Genomic DNA, 16,016 nt, shown 5'->3' with positions numbered 1-16,016 from the left:
GCACGCCACGGCCGTCACCGGATCGGGGTGCCCGAGGACCGGGCGGGCTAGACCTTCTCCCGCAGGCGCTGACTCACGACCTGGGTGACGCCGTCGCCGCGCATCGACACGCCGTACAGCGCGTCGGCGATCTCCATGGTGCGCTTCTGGTGCGTGATCACGATGAGCTGTGAGGTCTGTCTCAGTTCCTCGAAGAGAGTCAGCAGCCGCTGGGTGTTGGTGTCGTCCAGGGCCGCCTCGACCTCGTCCATGACGTAGAACGGCGACGGACGGGCCTTGAAGATCGAGATGAGGAACGCCACCGCCGTCAGCGACCGCTCGCCGCCGGACAGCAGCGACAGCCGCTTGACCTTCTTGCCCGGCGGCCGGGCCTCGACCTCGACTCCGGTGGTCAGCATGTCGGAGGGGTCGGTCAGCAGCAGGCGGCCCTCCCCGCCGGGGAAGACCCGGCCGAAGATCTGCTCGAACTCGCGTGCCACGTCCTCGTACGCCGCCGCGAAGACCTGCTCGACCCGGTCGTCGACCTCCTTGACCACGAGCAGCAGGTCGCGCCGGGTCTTCTTGAGGTCCTCCAGCTGGGAGGTCAGGAAGGCGTGCCGTTCCTCCAGCGCGGCGAACTCCTCCAGCGCCAGCGGGTTGACCTTGCCGAGCTGGGTCATCTGCCGCTCGGCCGTCCTGGCCCGTTTCTCCTGCTCCTCCCGCACGTACGGCATGGGCGGCTCGCCCGGCACCGGCGCCGTGGGGCCGTACTCGGCGATGAGGGGTTCCAGCTCGATGCCGTACTCCTCCAGGGCCCGCTGCTCCATCTGCTCCAGGCGCAGCCGCCGCTCCGTCCTCGCCATCTCGCTGCCGTGGACCCGGTTGACGAGGGCGTCCAGCTCCGAGCCGAGCTCGCGGACGCGCAGGCGCACCTGCTTCAGCTCGGCGTCGATCTGCCCGCGCGCCCGCTCGGCCTCGTCGCGCTCCTCGGCGGCCCGCGCGAGCGAGCCCTCCAATGCGGTCAGCGCGGTGCGGGCGCCCTCGGCGACCGCGGCGGCGATCTCGGCCTGCCTGCGCCGGCGTTCCCGGTCCGCCGCGGCCCGCGCGCGGTCCTGCCGCTCCCGCTGGGCCGCGCGGAGCAGGCCGTCGGCGCGGCCCGCGATGCCCCGCGCCCGCTCCTCCGCCGTACGGACGGTCAGCCGGGCCTCCATCTCGGCCTGGCGGGTGACGCCGCAGACCGCGGCCAGCTCGTCACGGGTGTCGGTGGTCGGCTCGGCCTCCAGCTCGGCGGCGTACTCCGCTTCGGCGAGCTGTTCCTCCAGCTCCACCACCACGGCCTGGGCCTGTTCGCGGGCCTCCTGCGCGTCACGCACCGACCCGCCCAGCCGGGCCGCCTCGTCCTGGGCGGCCTTGACGGCGGCCTCCAGCCGGGCGAGCTGCTTGGCCGCGGCGGCGGCCCTCTGGTCGGCCTCCCGCTGCCTGCCGCGCAGCCGGTCGAGCACCGCCTGCGCCGCGTTCAGCCCGTTCTGGGCGTCGTTGACGCCGCTCTGAGCCGCGCTCACGCCGCTCTGCGCCTCGGCCACCCGCGTCTGGGCCTCCTCCAGCGCGAGCTGGAACTCCCGCTCGGCGGCCACGGCCTCCGCGAGCGCCTCGGCGTGCCGCTCGGCCCCGGCTATGGCGGTGGCCAGGTCGGCGGCGGCCTCGTCGAGGGCGGTCCGCATCTGCAGGAGCGAGGACCCCCCGCCGGAGCCGCCGTGCGCCGCGTGGACCCCGAGCAGGTCGCCCGACGTGGTGACGGCCCGCAGCTCCGGATGGGAGTCCACGACCTTGCGCGCGGCCGGCAGGTCGGGCACCACGACCACGTCGGACAGCAGCGCCTCCACCGCCGGGCGCAGCTCGTCCGGCACGGCCACCAGGTCGGCCGCCCACTCCGCGCCCGCGACGGGCGGCTCCGGCCGGTCGCAGGATTCGTGCCGGTCCGCCGCGACGAGCAGGGCGGCGCGGCCGGCGCCGGCCTCGCGCAGATGCTCGACGGCCGCCACGGCGGCGGTGAGCGAGGCGACGGCCACGCCGTCCACGGCCAGCACGGCCGCGACGGCGGCCTCCGCCCCCGGCCGTACGGCCAGCAGCGTGGCGACGGGGCCGAGCACCCCGGGCAGGCCCGCCCCGAGCAGCGCGGCGGCCCCGTCGGCGCCTCCGGCGAGGCTCATCTCCAGGGCCTCGCACCGGGCCTGCAGGGCGGCGACGGCGCGCTGCGACTCGGAGTCGGCGGCGCGGGCGGCGCCGACGGCGGCCTTCGCGGCGGCCAGCGCGGCGCCGGGCGCGGCCAGGGCGGCCCGCTCCCGTTCCACCACGGCCCCGGCCCGCTCGGCGACGGCCCTGGCCTCCTCCACCGCGGCGCGGGCGAGGTCGACGCCCTCCTGCGCGGTCTCCAGCTCCGCTACGAGCTCGGGGTCGGCCGCGGGCTCGTCGAGCACACCCGTGTCCAGCTCGTCCTGGGCCTGCTCGGCGCGGCGGGTGGCGTCCTCGACGGCCCTGGTGAGCCGGCCGATCTCGTCCCCGGCGGCCCTGGCGCGGCTCCTGGCCGACTCGACCTGGCCGCGCAGGCGGGCGAGCGCCTCCCTGCGGTCGGCCGCGGCGCGGGCGGCGACCGAGAGGCGCCGCTCCTCGGCGGCCAGCGCCTCCTCGGCCTCGGCACGCACCTCGACGGCGGCGGCGAGCCGCTCGCGCGCCTCGTCCAGCTCGTCGGCCAGCACCCGCTCCTGCTCGCGCACCTCGGCGGCCTCGCGCTCCAGGTCCTCCGGATCGCGCCCGCGCCGTTCGACGGACGCGGCGTCGGCGGCGTGCCGCCTGCGCTCGGCCGCCAGGCTCTCCACGCCGCGCAGCCGCTCCCGCAGGCCAGAGAGGTGGTAGAAGGTCTCCTGGGCCGCCTTCAGCCGCGGCTGGGCCTCGTTCGCGGCGGTCTCCAGCTCGGCCTCCCGGCGCTGGCCCTCGGCCAGCTCGGCCTCCACCCGGGCCCGCCTCGCCTGTACGGCCGCCTCGTCGGCCTCCTCGCGCTGCAGGGTGTCGCGAAGGGTCACGACGTCGTCGGCGAGCAGGCGCAGCCGCGCGTCACGCAGGTCGGCCTGGATGACGGCCGCCTTCCTGGCGATCTCGGCCTGCCGGCCGAGCGGTTTGAGCTGGCGGCGCAGCTCGGCCACGAGGTCCTGGACGCGGGTGAGGTTGGCCTGCATCGCGTCGAGCTTGCGGAGCGCCTTCTCCTTGCGCTTGCGGTGCTTGAGCACGCCCGCGGCCTCTTCGATGAACGCCCTGCGCTCCTCGGGGCCGGCGTGCAGCACCTGGTCGAGCTGGCCCTGGCCGACGATGACGTGCATCTCCCGGCCGATGCCGGAGTCGGACAGCAGCTCCTGGATGTCGAGCAGGCGGCAGGTGTCGCCGTTGATGGCGTACTCACTCTGGCCCGACCGGAACATCAGCCGGCTGATCGTGACCTCGGTGTAGTCGATCGGCAGCGCGCCGTCACCGTTGTCGATCGTCAGGGTGACCTCGGCGCGGCCGAGGGGCGGGCGGCTGGAGGTGCCCGCGAAGATGACGTCCTCCATCTTGCCGCCGCGCAGCGACTTGGCGCTGTGCTCGCCCATCACCCAGGCGAGGGCGTCGACGACGTTGGACTTGCCGGATCCGTTGGGGCCGACCACCGCCGTGATGCCGGGCTCGAAACGGAGGGCGGTGGCCGAGGCGAACGACTTGAAACCGCGTAAGGTGAGCGTCTTCAGGTACACGTCCGCCCCCCTCGGTCTCGCCCGTCGGCTGGGGGGAAAGACTACAGGTCCCGGGGCCGGAGTACGCGGAATAGACGCCGCTTGACATCCGGCCGGCCGGGGTGGCAATTCCCGTGGAACAGTTCCGGAAATGGCAAGGGACGCCTTTGCGGGGCGTCCCTACAATCCTTTTCCTGTTCCGGCCGGTCCCTCAGGTGAGAGCCGGCTCGCGATCCTGCAGCCGGACCAGGGCCTCATCACGAGTTTGCGCCGCGAGCGCGTCGTTCTGGGCCTGGAGCCGGTTGAGTTCTGCCTCGAGGTCGCGGATGCGCTGCTGGAGGCGACGCATTTCCGAGATCATTCGAGGATCAGGACCGCCGACGTGGCCGAGTAGAGCCTTCGCCATAGTAAAGGGTCCTCCACGCTGAGTGACCAGACTGGTTCGCGCACTTCATGCCGCGGGAGGGGTGCGCGTGGTTCCTCTCAAGAGTCGCACCGGCATTGGAGACGGTCAAGTTGAACGCTCCGCACGATGAAGCCGGTGGGCACTCTCGCTAGGTAAATATACCGGATTTACGGGGTTTGAGGGAAGCCCTACCTCTCGACAAACCCGGCGATACTCCGCTTCGCTTCGCTCCAGCGCTCGACCACCCCCTCGACGTGGCCGGGCGTGTCACCGCCGCGTAACAGGTCCAGGAGCTTGTCACACGACTCCCTGGGACCCTCGGCGACGACCTCGACCCTTCCGTCGGCCAGGTTCGCGGCCCACCCGACCAGCCCGAGTTCCAGCGCGCGGGCGCGGGTCCACCAGCGGAACCCCACGCCCTGCACCCGTCCCCGGACCCAAGCCGTCAACCGAATCACGAATACAAGTATCCAGATCGCCTCCGGCGGCGATCGCCGGGGGTGGGGCCACGGGCGGGCTAGGGCCGGGCTAGGGGCGCGCGTTCCTCGGGCGGGGCTGGCACTTCGGGCAGCTGTAGGAGGACCGGTTCATGAACGCCTCCCGCCTGACCGGCGTGCCGCACCGGCGGCAGGGCTCGTCGCGCCTGCCGTACACCGCGAGCGACCGGTCGAAGTAGCCGCTCTCGCCGTTCACGTTGACGTACAGGCTGTCGAAGGACGTGCCGCCCTGGCCGAGGGCCTCGGTCATGACGGCGCGGACCGCCGCGAGCAGCTCGAAGATCTTCGGCCGGGTCAGCGCCTCGGTCGGGCGCGCCCAGTGCAGCCGCGCCCGCCACAACGCCTCGTCCGCGTAGATGTTGCCGACCCCGCTGATCAGCGACTGGTCGAGCAGCGCCCGTTTGATCCCGGTACGGCGCAGCCGCAGCCGGACGGCGAACTCGGCGTCGTCGAAGGCGTCCTCCAGCGGGTCGGCGGCGATGTGCGCCACCGGCTCGGGCACCGCCCGGCCCCGCCCCGCGGTCATCGGGGCGACCAGCAGGTGCCCGAAGGTGCGCTGGTCGACGAAGCGTAACTCCGGCCCGCCGTCGGCGAAGCCCATGCGGACCCGCAGGTGCTTCTCGATCGGCGCGGTCGGGTCCACGACGAGAAGCTGGCCGCTCATGCCCAGGTGGGCGAGCAGCGACTCCCCCGCCTCCTCCGTATCCGCGGGACCGTCCAGCAGGGGCAGCCACAGGTACTTGCCCCTGCGCTCGGCCGAGGCGAGGGTGCGGCCCTTGAGCTGGGCGGCCAGATCGCCGGTGTTGCGGCGGACCGCCCGGGGGTTGAGCACCTCGGCCGCGGCGACCGTACGGCCGGCGACCCAGCGTTCCAGGCCCCTGCGTACGACCTCGACCTCGGGCAGTTCGGGCATGTTCCCTCCCCGGGCGGGGTCAGGCGCGGACTGGGCCGGCGCCCTCGCGGGCGTCGCGCATCGCGCGGATCGCGGTCCAGGCCGCCTCGGCCGCCTGCTGCTCGGCCTCCTTCTTGCTGCGCCCGGCGCCCTTGCCGTACTCCTTGCCGCCCACGCGCACGACGGCCGAGAAGGACTTGGCGTGGTCGGGCCCGCTCTCGTCGACGTGGTACTCCGGCACGCCGAGCATCTCGGCGGCGGTGAGCTCCTGCAGGGACGTCTTCCAGTCGAGCCCGGCGCCGAGCGACGCCGACCGCGTGATGAGGGGGTCGAACAGCAGGTGGACGACGCGGAACGCCTCGTCCAGGCCCTTGTCGACGTACACGGTGCCGATCAGGGCCTCCAGCGTGTCGGCCAGGATGGAGGACTTGTCCCGTCCGCCGGTGCCCTCCTCGCCGCGGCCGAGCCGCAGGTACTTGCCGAGGTCGAGCGTCCTGGCGACGTCCGCGAGCGCCCGCATGTTGACCACAGCGGCGCGCAGCTTCGCGAGCTGGCCCTCCGGCAGGTCCGGGTGGTTGCGGTACAGCGTGTCCGTCACCACCAGGCCGAGCACCGAGTCACCCAGGAACTCCAGGCGCTCGTTGGTCGGCAGCCCGCCGTTCTCGTACGCGTACGAGCGGTGCGTCAGCGCCCGCTCCAGGATTCCGGTGCTGAGCCGGACGTCCAGCAACTGGTGAAGCTCGTCTCTGGCGATCTCGACGGGCACGGGTTTCGCCGATGGTGCGGCCATGGATTCCTCCCAACTCCTGCGCGGGACAGGGCCGTGCGCGGGAGGCAGGTGGATCCGCCGATGGCCCGAAGGCGTGGTGGACGCCGGTCCGCCGGGAGCCGATGGCCCCGGCGTCCACCACGGCCGCGGGCGTGCATGCCGGTGCGTGTCTACCGTCCTACCGCCGCACGTTCCTCAAAGAACGGTAACGCCGGCCGGGTCCTGTTGACGATCCGGCCGGCGTCCCGATTACTGTGCGCGGCCCGGAGACTGGTCTCCGGGCCGCGCTCGCGGCAGCTTGCGCGCGATCAGGCCGACGGCTCGACGACCTGACGGCGGTTGTAGGTGCCGCAGGTCGGGCACGCCACGTGCGGGCGCTTGGGCGAGCGGCACTGCGGGCAGCTCACGAGTGCGACTGCCGCCGCCTTCCACTGGGACCTGCGGGCGCGGGTGTTGCTCCGCGACATTCTCCGCTTGGGGACGGCCACGTCAACCCTCCTGATCGTCTTCCTGTTCCACAACCAAACCCTGCAGCGCCGCCCAGCGGGGGTCGGCCGTCTCGTGCCGGTGGTCCGGGCCGGCCTCCGCCAGCCTGACTCCGCACTCCGCGCAGAGACCGGGGCAGTCTTCACCGCACACCGGGCTCAGCGGCAGTGCGAGCACCACCGCGTCACGGAATACCGGCTCGAGATCGAGCAGTTCGCCGTCGAGGAGCAGATCGTCCTCTCCGGCGTCCTCCGCCGAGTAGAAGTAGAGCTCCTGGAAGTCGACCTCGATCTCCGAGGTCAACGGGTCCAGGCAACGCGAGCACTCCCCCGTGAGGGGAGCCTGCGCCGTGCCCGTCACGAGCACGCCCTCCATCACCGCCTCGAGCCGGATGTCCAGCTCGACGTCGGCGTCCTTGGGAACGCCGATCATTCCGACCGCGAGGTCCACCGGCGCCGGGAGGGTCGGGGCGAGGGTGCGCATCGATCCCGGTCGGCGTCCCAGATCGTGGGTGGAAATCACCCAGGGGGCACGGGGATCGAGGCTGCGCAGACTCATCCTGCTCTCGTTAGGCATGGCGAATCACCGCCGTCGTGCAAGGCTGAAAGGCAAGAATACCAGCCCCGTTCAGCCTCTGAGCCGCTCGATGAGCAGCTGGTGGACGAGGTCCGGGACCAGGCCCGACACGTCGCCGCCGTACCGGGCGATCTCCTTGAGCCTGCTCGACGACAGGAACGAGTACTCCGGGTTGGTGGACATGAACAGCGTCTCCACCCCCGACATCCGATAGTTGAGCTGGGCCATCTGCAGCTCGTAGTCGAAGTCGCTGACCGCCCGCAGGCCCTTCACGATGGCCGGGATGCCCTGCTGCCTGCAGAAGTCCACCAGCAGACCGTGGAACTTCTCAACCCGGATGTTGCCGTACTCCTTCGTCACCGCCTGGAGCATCTCGATGCGCTCGTCGACGGTGAACAGGCTGCGCTTCTCGATGTTGATCAACACGGCCACGACGACCTCGTCGTACAGCCGTGACGTCCGGCCGATGATGTCCAGATGTCCGTTGGTGACGGGATCGAACGACCCCGGGCAGACGACGCGACGCAACGCGCACCCCCATAGATTCACGGGTTCCCGGCGGCGCGACCGTACCAAACGGCCGCTTCGCCGTACCGGCGGACCCTGTCCTCGGTGAATCCCTCCGGCCACACCAGGTCCTTACCCCTGGACTCCCGCTCGACGGCCACCAGCGCGCCCTCCGCCAGCCAGCCGTTGTCGCGCAGCGCCGCGAGCACCCGCGAGACGGCCTCGTCCGAGACCGCGTAGGGCGGGTCGGCGAAGACGAAGTCGTACGGCTCCTCGCACGGGCGGCCGACCACCCGCTCGACCTTCTCGGCCCGCAGGAACGCCCCCGGCAGCCCGAGCGACGCGATGTTCTCCCTGATCGTCCGCGCGGCCCTGGCGTCCGACTCGACCAGCAGCGCGTGGGCGGCCCCCCGGCTCAGCGCCTCCAGGCCCACGGCGCCCGACCCGGCGTACAGGTCGAGCGCCCGGGTCCCGTCCAGCGGCCCGAGCGTGGAGCCGACCGTCGCGAACACCCCCTCCCGGGTGCGGTCGCTCGTCGGCCTGGTCGATCTCCCCGGCGGGACGGCCAGCCTGCGGCCCCCCGCCGTCCCTGCGATCACCCGCGTCACGTCCTCATTGTCCCGCCCGCGACGGCCGCCGCGGCACGCCGGTGACGGGCCGGGCGTAGATCAGCCCGGTCAAGAGTGGGCAAGCGGCGGCGAGGAAAGGGTAAGAGCCGTATCCCTGGCCCTGTCCCATGCGCATCATGAGTTCTGCGGCCTTCACGGTGACCCAGCGGGAGGCTGGCCGGCGTGATCGTGAGCCCTTCCGCACGTCGGCGCCTCCGGCACCTGACCCGGAGGCGGGCCCGGCCGGGGACGGCATTCGGGGGGAGGCCGTCCCCTGAGCCGGGCTCTGGGTCGTCACACGGGCGTCGTGTTCGCACGGCGCCCGTTCCAATTCCCCCGGCTTCCCCGGGCTTTCCCCGGCTCCCGTCGCCCCACGCCGCCGGACTCCCGATCGGGCCGGTCAGGCCTTCTCCAGGAACTCGGCGCGTTCGTCGGAGACCAGGGCGTCGATCTCGGCGCGCAGCGCCGGGTGGCCCGACAGCCCGGGGTCGGCGGACAGCAGCGAGGTCGCCTCGGCGCGGGCGGCCTCGATGACGTCCTCGTCCCGCAGCAACTGCAGCAGCTTGAGCGACGACCTGCGCCCGGACTGGGCGGCGCCGAGCACGTCGCCCTCCCGGCGCTGCTCCAGGTCGACCCGGGACAGCTCGAAGCCGTCGAGGGTCGTCGCCACCGCGTCGAGCCTGCGCCGCGCCGCGGTGCCCTCCGGCGCCTCGCTCACCAGCAGGCACAGCCCGGGCAGGCCGCCCCGCCCGACCCGGCCGCGCAGCTGGTGCAGCTGGGAGACGCCGAAGCGGTCGGCGTCCATGATGACCATGACCGACGAGTTGGGGACGTCGACGCCGACCTCGATGACCGTGGTCGCCACCAGGACGTCGATCTCCCCCCGGGCGAAGGCGCGCATCACCGCGTCCTTGTCCTCGGGCGCCAGCTTGCCGTGCAGCGCCTCGATCCGCAGACCGGCAAGAGGCCCCTCCGCGAGCGTCCGCGCGACGTCGAGCACCGCCAGGGGCGGCCGGCGCTCGTCGTCGGCCTTCGCCAGGTCGCCCTCGTCGCCCTCCTGGTCGCCGATCCGCGGGCACACCACGTACGCCTGACGGCCGAGGCCGGTCTCCTCGCGGACCCGCTGCCACGCCCGGTCGAGGTAGTGCGGCTTCTCGGCGGCGGGCACCACGTGCGTGGTGATCGGGGCGCGGCCGGAGGGAAGCTGGGACAGCGTGGAGACCTCCAGGTCGCCGAACACGGTCATCGCGACGGTGCGCGGGATCGGCGTCGCCGTCATGACCAGCACGTGGGGCCGCCCGCCGCCGCCCTTCTCGCGCAGCGCGTCGCGTTGCTCGACGCCGAACCTGTGCTGCTCGTCGACCACGACCAGCCCGAGGTCGAAGAACTGGACGTGCTCCTGGAGCACGGCATGGGTGCCGATCACGATGCCGGCCGTGCCTGAGGCCGCGTCGAGCAGCGCGCTCCTGCGCGCCGCCGCGCCCATGGACCCGGTGAGCAGCGCGACCGCCGTGCCGCCGAGCATGCCGCCGCCCGCGAGATCGCCCAGCATGGCCACGATCGACCGGTGGTGCTGCTGGGCGAGCACCTCGGTGGGGGCGAGCAGCACGGCCTGGCCGCCGGAGTCGACCACCTGGAGCATCGCGCGCAGCGCGACCACGGTCTTGCCCGCGCCGACCTCGCCCTGCAGGAGCCGGTGCATGGGGTGTGCGCGGGCGAGGTCGGCCGCGATCTCCTCGCCGACCCGCCGCTGCCCCTCGGTGAGCTCGAACGGCAGCCGCTTGTCGAACTCCCCGAGCAGCCCGCCGTCGCGCGGGGCGCGTGGTGTGGCGGCCCACGCGGAGGCCTCGATCCGCCGCCACACCAGGACGGCCTGCAGCACGAACGCCTCGTCGAACTTCAACCGGTCGTGGGCCCGCGCGACGTCCCCCTGGCCGCGCGGCCGGTGGACCAGGCGCAGCGCGTCCTCGATCGGCAGCAGGCCCAGCCGCTCCCGCAGCTCGCCGGGGACGGGGTCGTCCAGGCTGAGCACGTCGAGCACGGTCTGCACAGCCCGGCGGATCTTCCAGCTCGGCAACCCCTGGGCCGAGGGATAGATCGGCACCAGCGCGGAGGCGAACTCCTCGGCCGTCTCCGCCGTCTCGTCGAACGACTCGTACTCGGGATGGGTGAGCGAGACGCGCCGGGACTTCCCGGCGACGAAGACGTTGACCTTCCCCGAGAACATCGCCTCGGTGCCCGGCGGGAGCCGCTGCTCGGCGACGTAGGCACCCTTGCCGAAGAAGGCCAGGTGCAGCCGCTCCCTGCCGTCCGTCACCACCATGTCGAGCCAGGTGCCCTGCCGGTTCTTCATCGGCCGGCGGACCGCGGACGACACCTTGGCGACCACGGTCACGTGCTCGTCGTGCTCCAGCGACGCGATCGACGTCAGCTCACCCCGCTGGGCGTAGCGCCGCGGATAGTGGCGCAGCAGTTCGCCGACCGTGCTGATGCCCAGCGCGCTCTCCAGCGGGGCGGCGGACCTGCCGACCGCCTTCTTGAGCGGCTCGTCGAAGCTCGTCACGACACTCATTACTACCCGTACGCGCCGACAATCGGGCTCACTCGGCGCCGATCAGGAGGGGATACCCGCCCTGCCCGCCCTCGTACACGACGATCTCCAGGTCGGGCCGCGTCCGCTCCAGGTGGTCCTCGACGGCCCGCGGGACCTCGGGCGGGGCGCCCACGCCGACGACCAGCGTGACCATCTCGGTGCCGCCCGACACCAGGCGCCGGGCGACCTCGACGGCGGTCTCCGCCAGGTCCGCGCCGATCAGCGCGACCTCGCCGTCCACCACGCCGAGGACCTCGCCGGGACGGCACAGGCCGGCACTGGTCACCGCCGCCCGGTCGGCCACCCACACGTGCCCGTGGCGGGTGTGCCCGGCCGCGTCGGTCATCCCCACGACGTCGTCGTCGAACCGGCGGAGGGGATCGTGCACGGCCAGCGCGGCGAGGCCCTGCACGGAAGCCCGGGTGGGCAAGACGCTGACGGTCGTGCCCTCCTCCCTGGCGATCTCGGCGGCGGCCACGGCCACGTCGTACACGGCGGCGTCGTTGGGCAGCACCGCGACCTCGGCGCCGGCCCCGCGGATCGCCCCCACCAGCGCGGCGACCGGCGGCACCGACCCCGGCTCGCGCCGTACGACCACCGCTCCCGCCTCCGCGAACAGGCCCGCCAGGCCGTCTCCGGCGGCGACCGCGACCACTCCCCTGGCCGGGCCCGGCTCGTGCGGCCGTCCCCCGAGCCAGGTGACCTTGATCCGGTGCGGGCGCCCGGCCCGCAGCCCGGCCTCGACGGCCGCGCCCGCGTCGTCCACGTGGACGTGGACGTTCCACAGGTCCTCCCCGCCGACGATCACGAGGCTGTCCCCGAGCGCGTCCAGCTCCGCTCTCAGCCGGCCCACCTCGTCCGCGCCCGCGTCCAGGAGGTACATGACCTCGTAACCGGGGCCGTCCCCGTGCCGCCGCCCCGCCTCCTCCGGCACGATCCCTCCGCGCGCCTCCGGCACGACTTCAACGCCCGCCTCGGGCACGACCCCGACGCGCGCCTCCGGCGCGACCCGACCGGCCGGGGCAGGCACCTCGTGCCGCTCGCTGTACGCCTCGGTCACCACCTCGGCCAGGCTCTCCAGGACGATCACCAGCCCGGCCGCGCCCGCGTCGACCACCCCGTTGCGGGACAGCACGTCGAGCTGCCCGGTCGTGCGGCGCAGCGCCCGCCGTGCCTCGTCGGCCGCCAGGCGGGCCACCCCGGCCAGGTCGTCCGGCGCGTCCCGTACGGCCCGCGCGGCGGCGGACAGCACGGTGAGCAGGGTGCCCTCCACCGGCCTGGCCACCGCCGCCCTGGCCGACTCGGCCGCTCTCACGAGGCCGGCGCGCAGGCCGGCGCCGTCGCCCCGGGCCGGGCCGAGCGTGTCGGCCAGCCCCTTGAGCGCCTGGCTGACGATCACGCCGGAGTTGCCCCGCGCGCCGAGCAGCGCTCCGCGTGCCAGCGCCGCCCAGGTGGCGCCGACGTCCGCGTCCGGGGGCAACGCGTCCAGCGCGTCGGCCGCGGAAAGGAGCGTGAGGTGCAGGTTCGTCCCGGTGTCCCCGTCCGGCACGGGAAAGACGTTGAGCGCGTCGATCTCCGCCCTGGCCCGGCCGAGCGACGTGGCGCAGTGCCGGGACCAGCGCCGTACGGCGGGGGGATCGAGCTCCTTGAGCATCCGCCGTCCTTCCTTCCGCGCGCCCCGGCCCCGCGATGCGCTACCGTTGGCGGGTACGAGACTATCCCCGTTCGCCGGGCTCCCGTTTGGCGTGGACCGGCGCACATCGGATATCCTCGTGTGGCCAGCCGGTTGTCCCGGCATTGCTCGGATGAGCCGCTGCACCGGCGCCGGGCCGATCGACTGATTCAAAGGAGCGATTACCGTGGCTTCCGTCTGCGACGTCTGCGCCAAGAAGCCGATTTTCGGCAACAACATCTCCCACTCGCACCGCCGCACCCGCCGCCGCTGGAACCCCAACATCCAGACCGTGCGCGCGGTGGTCAACGGGACGCCGAAGCGGATGAACGTCTGCACCTCCTGCATCAAGGCGGGCAAGGTCACCCGCTGACCGTGTGACTCCGCGAGAGCCCGCCACCGGTTCGGTGGCGGGCTCTCGCACTCCCCGGACCGGTGACGGGCACGTGCCGACCGCGCACGACTCCCGCGGAGCCGGATTCCGGCCCATGATCGTTCGAGTCGGCCGGGCCCGCGCACGCCGGATCATGCGGGTTCGATCCGTGACGCCGACGCCGTTCCGGACATCGGCGAGCCAGGAAGGGTTCGGGCTGTTGAGCGAATACACGCTGCGCGTGATCGGGCGAGTGGAGTCGCCCCTCACCGACCGAGCGGCGGCACCCCTGCAAGCCGACGAAGGCGCCCCCGGCGCCTGGCTGGTCTTCGACGAGCGGTACGCGCCCGCCCTGGAGGGCCTGTCGCCGGGCACCGACGTGCTCCTGCTCACCTGGCTCGACCGTGCCGACCGCGACACGCTCACCGTCCACCCGCGCGGCGACGCCACGCGTCCGCGCGCCGGCGTCTTCACCACCCGCAGTCCCGACCGGCCCAACCCGATCGGCCTGCACGAGGTCCGCATTCTCGCGATCGCCGGAACGCGCGTCCAGGTCGGCAACCTCGAAGCTCTCGACGGGACCCCGATCCTCGACGTCAAGCCTCTCCTCACGCCGGACCGGTGACGCGACGGACCTCCGCCGGCCGCGCCACGGTACGGGCGCGGCCGGCGTGATCCCGCTCAGACGTCCGCGCGCGTTCGCCAGCCGTGGTCGACCGGGCCGATGCCCGCGCCCAGCGGGAACCCGTGCGCGATCGCGCCCGTGACGTACTCCTTGGCCCGCCGTACGGCGCCGGGGACGTCCTCGCCGAGGGCGAGGTAGGACGCGATGGCGGAGGCGAGCGTGCAGCCGGTGCCGTGGGTGTGCCGGTTGTCGAGCCGCTCGGCGGTGAAGCGGTGCTCGGCCGATCCGTCGGTCAGCAGGTCGACGGGCTCGCCGGGCAGGTGCCCTCCCTTGACGAGCGCCCACTTCGGGCCGAGCGCCAGCACCGCCTCGGCGGCGCGGGGCAGGTCGGCCTCGTCTTCGACCTTGACGTTCGTGAGCTGCTCGACCTCCCACAGGTTGGGGGTGACCACGGTCGCCGTGGGCAGCAGCGTCCTCCTGACCGTCTCCACGGCCTCCGGCCGGAGCAGGCTGTCGCCGTGCTTGGACACGCCGACGGGGTCCACCACGACGGGAACGGCGACGCCCGCGAGGACCTCGGCGACGGTCTCCACCAGCGCCGGCGAGGCCAGCATGCCCGTCTTGATCGCCTGCGCTCCGATGTCGCCGAGGACCGAGTCGAGCTGCGCCCGCACCGCCTCCGGGGGCAGCTCCCAGTAGCCCTGCACGCCCAGCGAGTTCTGCGCCGTCACCGCGGCGATCACGCTCATGCCGTGCACGCCGAGGGCCAGCATGGTCTTCAGGTCGGCCTGGATGCCGGCGCCGCCGCCGGAGTCGGAGCCCGCGATCGTCAGAACACGTGGTGGGGTGGTCATGGCCCCCATCCAACCAGGTCCCCCTTGACGCGAGCCGCGCCCCTTCGCGGGTCACCCGGGCCCGGCCCCGGGCTCCGGCGCTGACCTCACCGCACGCCGTGACGCGCGGCGAGCCGCCCACGACGCACACCGCACGCCGCGACCATGCCCACGGGTCGCTCTGCGGCGGGGTCAGCGGTGGTGGCGGCGGGACGAGCGCTCGCGGCGGCGCGTCACTCCTCGGTGACCGCCGCCGGGGCACGGGACCTGGGCACGAGCGTCAGCGGTGACGGTGGCGGGACGAGCCGCTGGTGACGGCGCAGCTCCCTTCGGCGAGTGAGCATTCGGCCGGAGTGCGGGAGGTGCCCTCCGCGTCGAAGGCGACCCCGATCTCGCCGCCCTCGGCGAGCGACTCGCCGGTGACGACCAGGGTGTCCCCCTGCTGCTCCCAGCCGGAGGCGCCCTGCACCGCCGTCACCCGCCCGCCGACCGGCAGCCGGAGCGTCCAGGAGGACAGCGCCGGGCCCTCGTTGCGTACGGCGAGCCTGGCGGTATAGGCCGCGCCGCGCCTGCCCGCCGCCGAGTAGGTCACGCGGACGGCGCCGTCGCCCCGCGCGGCGGCGGGGGCGGCCGCGTCGGTGTGCGGGGCTTCCCCGCCCGAGTTCGCCGAGCCCGCCTCGTCCGGCTCCGAGGTGTCCAGGGCGACGGGGCCGCCCGGGTCCGTGCCACCCGTCGTGCCGCCCGCTCCGGGGGCGTCGGCCGTCGCGGGAGCGCCGACGTCGGCGGGCGTGGATCCGGCGCCGGTCCGCGCGCCGCTCCGGTTCCGGGCGGGTGACGTGGCACGCGGCTTCGGGGAGGTGGAGGACGAGGTCCGCGCCTTCTCCCGGCCACGACCCGGATCGGCGCCCGGGACGGGGCCGGAATCGGGCTGGGAGCCGGGACGGGGGGACGCGCCGGGACCGGTGTCGCCCTGTGCCGGGTCCTCGCCGGTCCGGCCGTCCGCGGCTCCGTCTCCCACTGTGCTTCCCGCCGCGCCTCCCGCCGCGTCGCCTGTCTGCGGGGCGGAGCCGGTCTCCTGCGGAGCCCCCGCGCCGAGAGAGGGGGCGCTGTTCGCGGCACAGTCCACGGTGGACACGCAGGCCTGCCGGGGCGGGTCGACGGTCAGCGTGCTCCGCCCGGCCATCAGCCGCGCCCCGCCCGTCGTCACGCCGACGGCCAGCAGCACCGACAGGCCGGACACCAGCGCCATCCGCCGCAGGCGCTTCGGCGGCTCCGGCCGGTCGTTCCAGCCGGAGCCGAGGAAGCCGCGAGGGGCGTCGTCGTGGGAGGCGAGGCTCTCGGGAGACAGCGCGGCGAAGGTCCTGGTGCCCGGTCCCGGTTCCGGGTCGCCGGGGTCACCCACGTCCGGCGTCCCCTCCCCGGCCGGGGGGAGGTGACCT

Annotated in this window: 15 protein-coding genes; 2 read left to right on the top strand and 13 right to left on the bottom strand. The window is 73.8% G+C overall.

Annotation, left to right across the window (positions count from 1 at the left end):
- Nucleotides 1-47 precede the first annotated feature (47 nt).
- From FED44_RS30910 to FED44_RS30860, 11 genes are all read right to left on the bottom strand, one after another.
- Nucleotides 48-3,761, bottom strand: a complete 3,714-nt coding sequence (locus FED44_RS30910; protein WP_138462894.1) for a chromosome segregation SMC family protein — start codon at nucleotides 3,759-3,761, stop codon at nucleotides 48-50.
- Nucleotides 3,762-3,951: 190 nt separating this feature from the next.
- Entirely contained in the window at nucleotides 3,952-4,146 is a 195-nt protein-coding gene (locus FED44_RS30905) for a hypothetical protein (RefSeq protein ID WP_079312688.1), read from the bottom strand.
- Nucleotides 4,147-4,334: 188 nt separating this feature from the next.
- Nucleotides 4,335-4,604 carry an acylphosphatase gene (locus tag FED44_RS30900; protein ID WP_182875400.1) on the bottom strand — a complete coding sequence of 90 codons (270 nt, stop codon included), beginning with the start codon at nucleotides 4,602-4,604 and terminating at the stop codon, nucleotides 4,335-4,337.
- Between the two features lie 70 nt (nucleotides 4,605-4,674).
- Nucleotides 4,675-5,556 carry a bifunctional DNA-formamidopyrimidine glycosylase/DNA-(apurinic or apyrimidinic site) lyase gene (gene mutM / locus FED44_RS30895; RefSeq protein ID WP_111698177.1) on the bottom strand — a complete coding sequence of 294 codons (882 nt, stop codon included), beginning with the start codon at nucleotides 5,554-5,556 and terminating at the stop codon, nucleotides 4,675-4,677.
- Nucleotides 5,557-5,575: 19 nt separating this feature from the next.
- Complete coding sequence (rnc, locus tag FED44_RS30890) at nucleotides 5,576-6,325, bottom strand: ribonuclease III (RefSeq protein WP_111698175.1); 750 nt, start codon at nucleotides 6,323-6,325, stop codon at nucleotides 5,576-5,578.
- Between the two features lie 287 nt (nucleotides 6,326-6,612).
- Nucleotides 6,613-6,792: a 50S ribosomal protein L32 gene (rpmF, locus tag FED44_RS30885; RefSeq protein WP_111698173.1), complete on the bottom strand. Its 180-nt coding sequence runs from the start codon at nucleotides 6,790-6,792 to the stop codon at nucleotides 6,613-6,615.
- Between the two features lies 1 nt (nucleotide 6,793).
- The gene (locus FED44_RS30880) at nucleotides 6,794-7,348 is read right to left on the bottom strand and encodes a YceD family protein (protein WP_111698197.1); all 555 of its coding nucleotides are present in this window, start codon (nucleotides 7,346-7,348) and stop codon (nucleotides 6,794-6,796) included.
- A 69-nt stretch (nucleotides 7,349-7,417) separates the two neighbouring features.
- Nucleotides 7,418-7,894 carry a pantetheine-phosphate adenylyltransferase gene (gene coaD / locus FED44_RS30875; RefSeq protein ID WP_111698171.1) on the bottom strand — a complete coding sequence of 159 codons (477 nt, stop codon included), beginning with the start codon at nucleotides 7,892-7,894 and terminating at the stop codon, nucleotides 7,418-7,420.
- 17 nt (nucleotides 7,895-7,911) lie between these two features.
- Entirely contained in the window at nucleotides 7,912-8,481 is a 570-nt protein-coding gene (gene rsmD / locus FED44_RS30870; protein ID WP_138462893.1) for a 16S rRNA (guanine(966)-N(2))-methyltransferase RsmD, read from the bottom strand.
- 400 nt (nucleotides 8,482-8,881) lie between these two features.
- Entirely contained in the window at nucleotides 8,882-11,044 is a 2,163-nt protein-coding gene (gene recG, locus FED44_RS30865) for an ATP-dependent DNA helicase RecG (RefSeq protein ID WP_138462892.1), read from the bottom strand.
- 37 nt (nucleotides 11,045-11,081) lie between these two features.
- Entirely contained in the window at nucleotides 11,082-12,728 is a 1,647-nt protein-coding gene (locus tag FED44_RS30860) for a DAK2 domain-containing protein (protein WP_138462891.1), read from the bottom strand.
- Nucleotides 12,729-12,933: 205 nt separating this feature from the next.
- Here FED44_RS30860 and rpmB point away from each other — a divergent pair, with 205 nt between their 5' ends.
- On the top strand, nucleotides 12,934-13,119 hold the full coding sequence (gene rpmB / locus FED44_RS30855) for a 50S ribosomal protein L28 (protein ID WP_030506042.1): 186 nt from the start codon (nucleotides 12,934-12,936) through the stop codon (nucleotides 13,117-13,119).
- A 220-nt stretch (nucleotides 13,120-13,339) separates the two neighbouring features.
- Nucleotides 13,340-13,744, top strand: a complete 405-nt coding sequence (gene tsaA / locus FED44_RS30850) for a tRNA (N6-threonylcarbamoyladenosine(37)-N6)-methyltransferase TrmO (protein WP_111698165.1) — start codon at nucleotides 13,340-13,342, stop codon at nucleotides 13,742-13,744.
- Between the two features lie 56 nt (nucleotides 13,745-13,800).
- Here the strand turns inward: tsaA and thiD are convergent, their stop codons facing one another.
- Nucleotides 13,801-14,607: a bifunctional hydroxymethylpyrimidine kinase/phosphomethylpyrimidine kinase gene (thiD, locus tag FED44_RS30845; protein WP_111698163.1), complete on the bottom strand. Its 807-nt coding sequence runs from the start codon at nucleotides 14,605-14,607 to the stop codon at nucleotides 13,801-13,803.
- A 250-nt stretch (nucleotides 14,608-14,857) separates the two neighbouring features.
- Complete coding sequence (locus tag FED44_RS30840; protein ID WP_138462890.1) at nucleotides 14,858-15,979, bottom strand: hypothetical protein; 1,122 nt, start codon at nucleotides 15,977-15,979, stop codon at nucleotides 14,858-14,860.
- Nucleotides 15,980-16,016: the final 37 nt, after the last annotated feature.

Source organism: Microbispora triticiradicis (assembly GCF_005864065.1).
GTDB classification, from domain to species: domain Bacteria; phylum Actinomycetota; class Actinomycetes; order Streptosporangiales; family Streptosporangiaceae; genus Microbispora; species Microbispora triticiradicis.
The sequence above is the reverse complement of the archived record's forward strand: the minus strand, read 5'-3'. Positions and strand labels throughout refer to the sequence as shown.

Excerpts from the sequence above, each read along its gene's own strand:
- FED44_RS30860 (WP_138462891.1), bottom strand. The coding sequence starts at position 12,728 with ATGCTCAAGGAGCTCGATCCCCCCGCCGTACGGCGCTGGTCCCGGCAC.
- thiD (WP_111698163.1), bottom strand. The coding sequence starts at position 14,607 with ATGGGGGCCATGACCACCCCACCACGTGTTCTGACGATCGCGGGCTCC.
- FED44_RS30905 (WP_079312688.1), bottom strand. The coding sequence starts at position 4,146 with ATGGCGAAGGCTCTACTCGGCCACGTCGGCGGTCCTGATCCTCGAATG.
- FED44_RS30880 (WP_111698197.1), bottom strand. The coding sequence starts at position 7,348 with ATGAGTCTGCGCAGCCTCGATCCCCGTGCCCCCTGGGTGATTTCCACC.
- mutM (WP_111698177.1), bottom strand. The coding sequence starts at position 5,556 with ATGCCCGAACTGCCCGAGGTCGAGGTCGTACGCAGGGGCCTGGAACGC.
- rnc (WP_111698175.1), bottom strand. The coding sequence starts at position 6,325 with ATGGCCGCACCATCGGCGAAACCCGTGCCCGTCGAGATCGCCAGAGAC.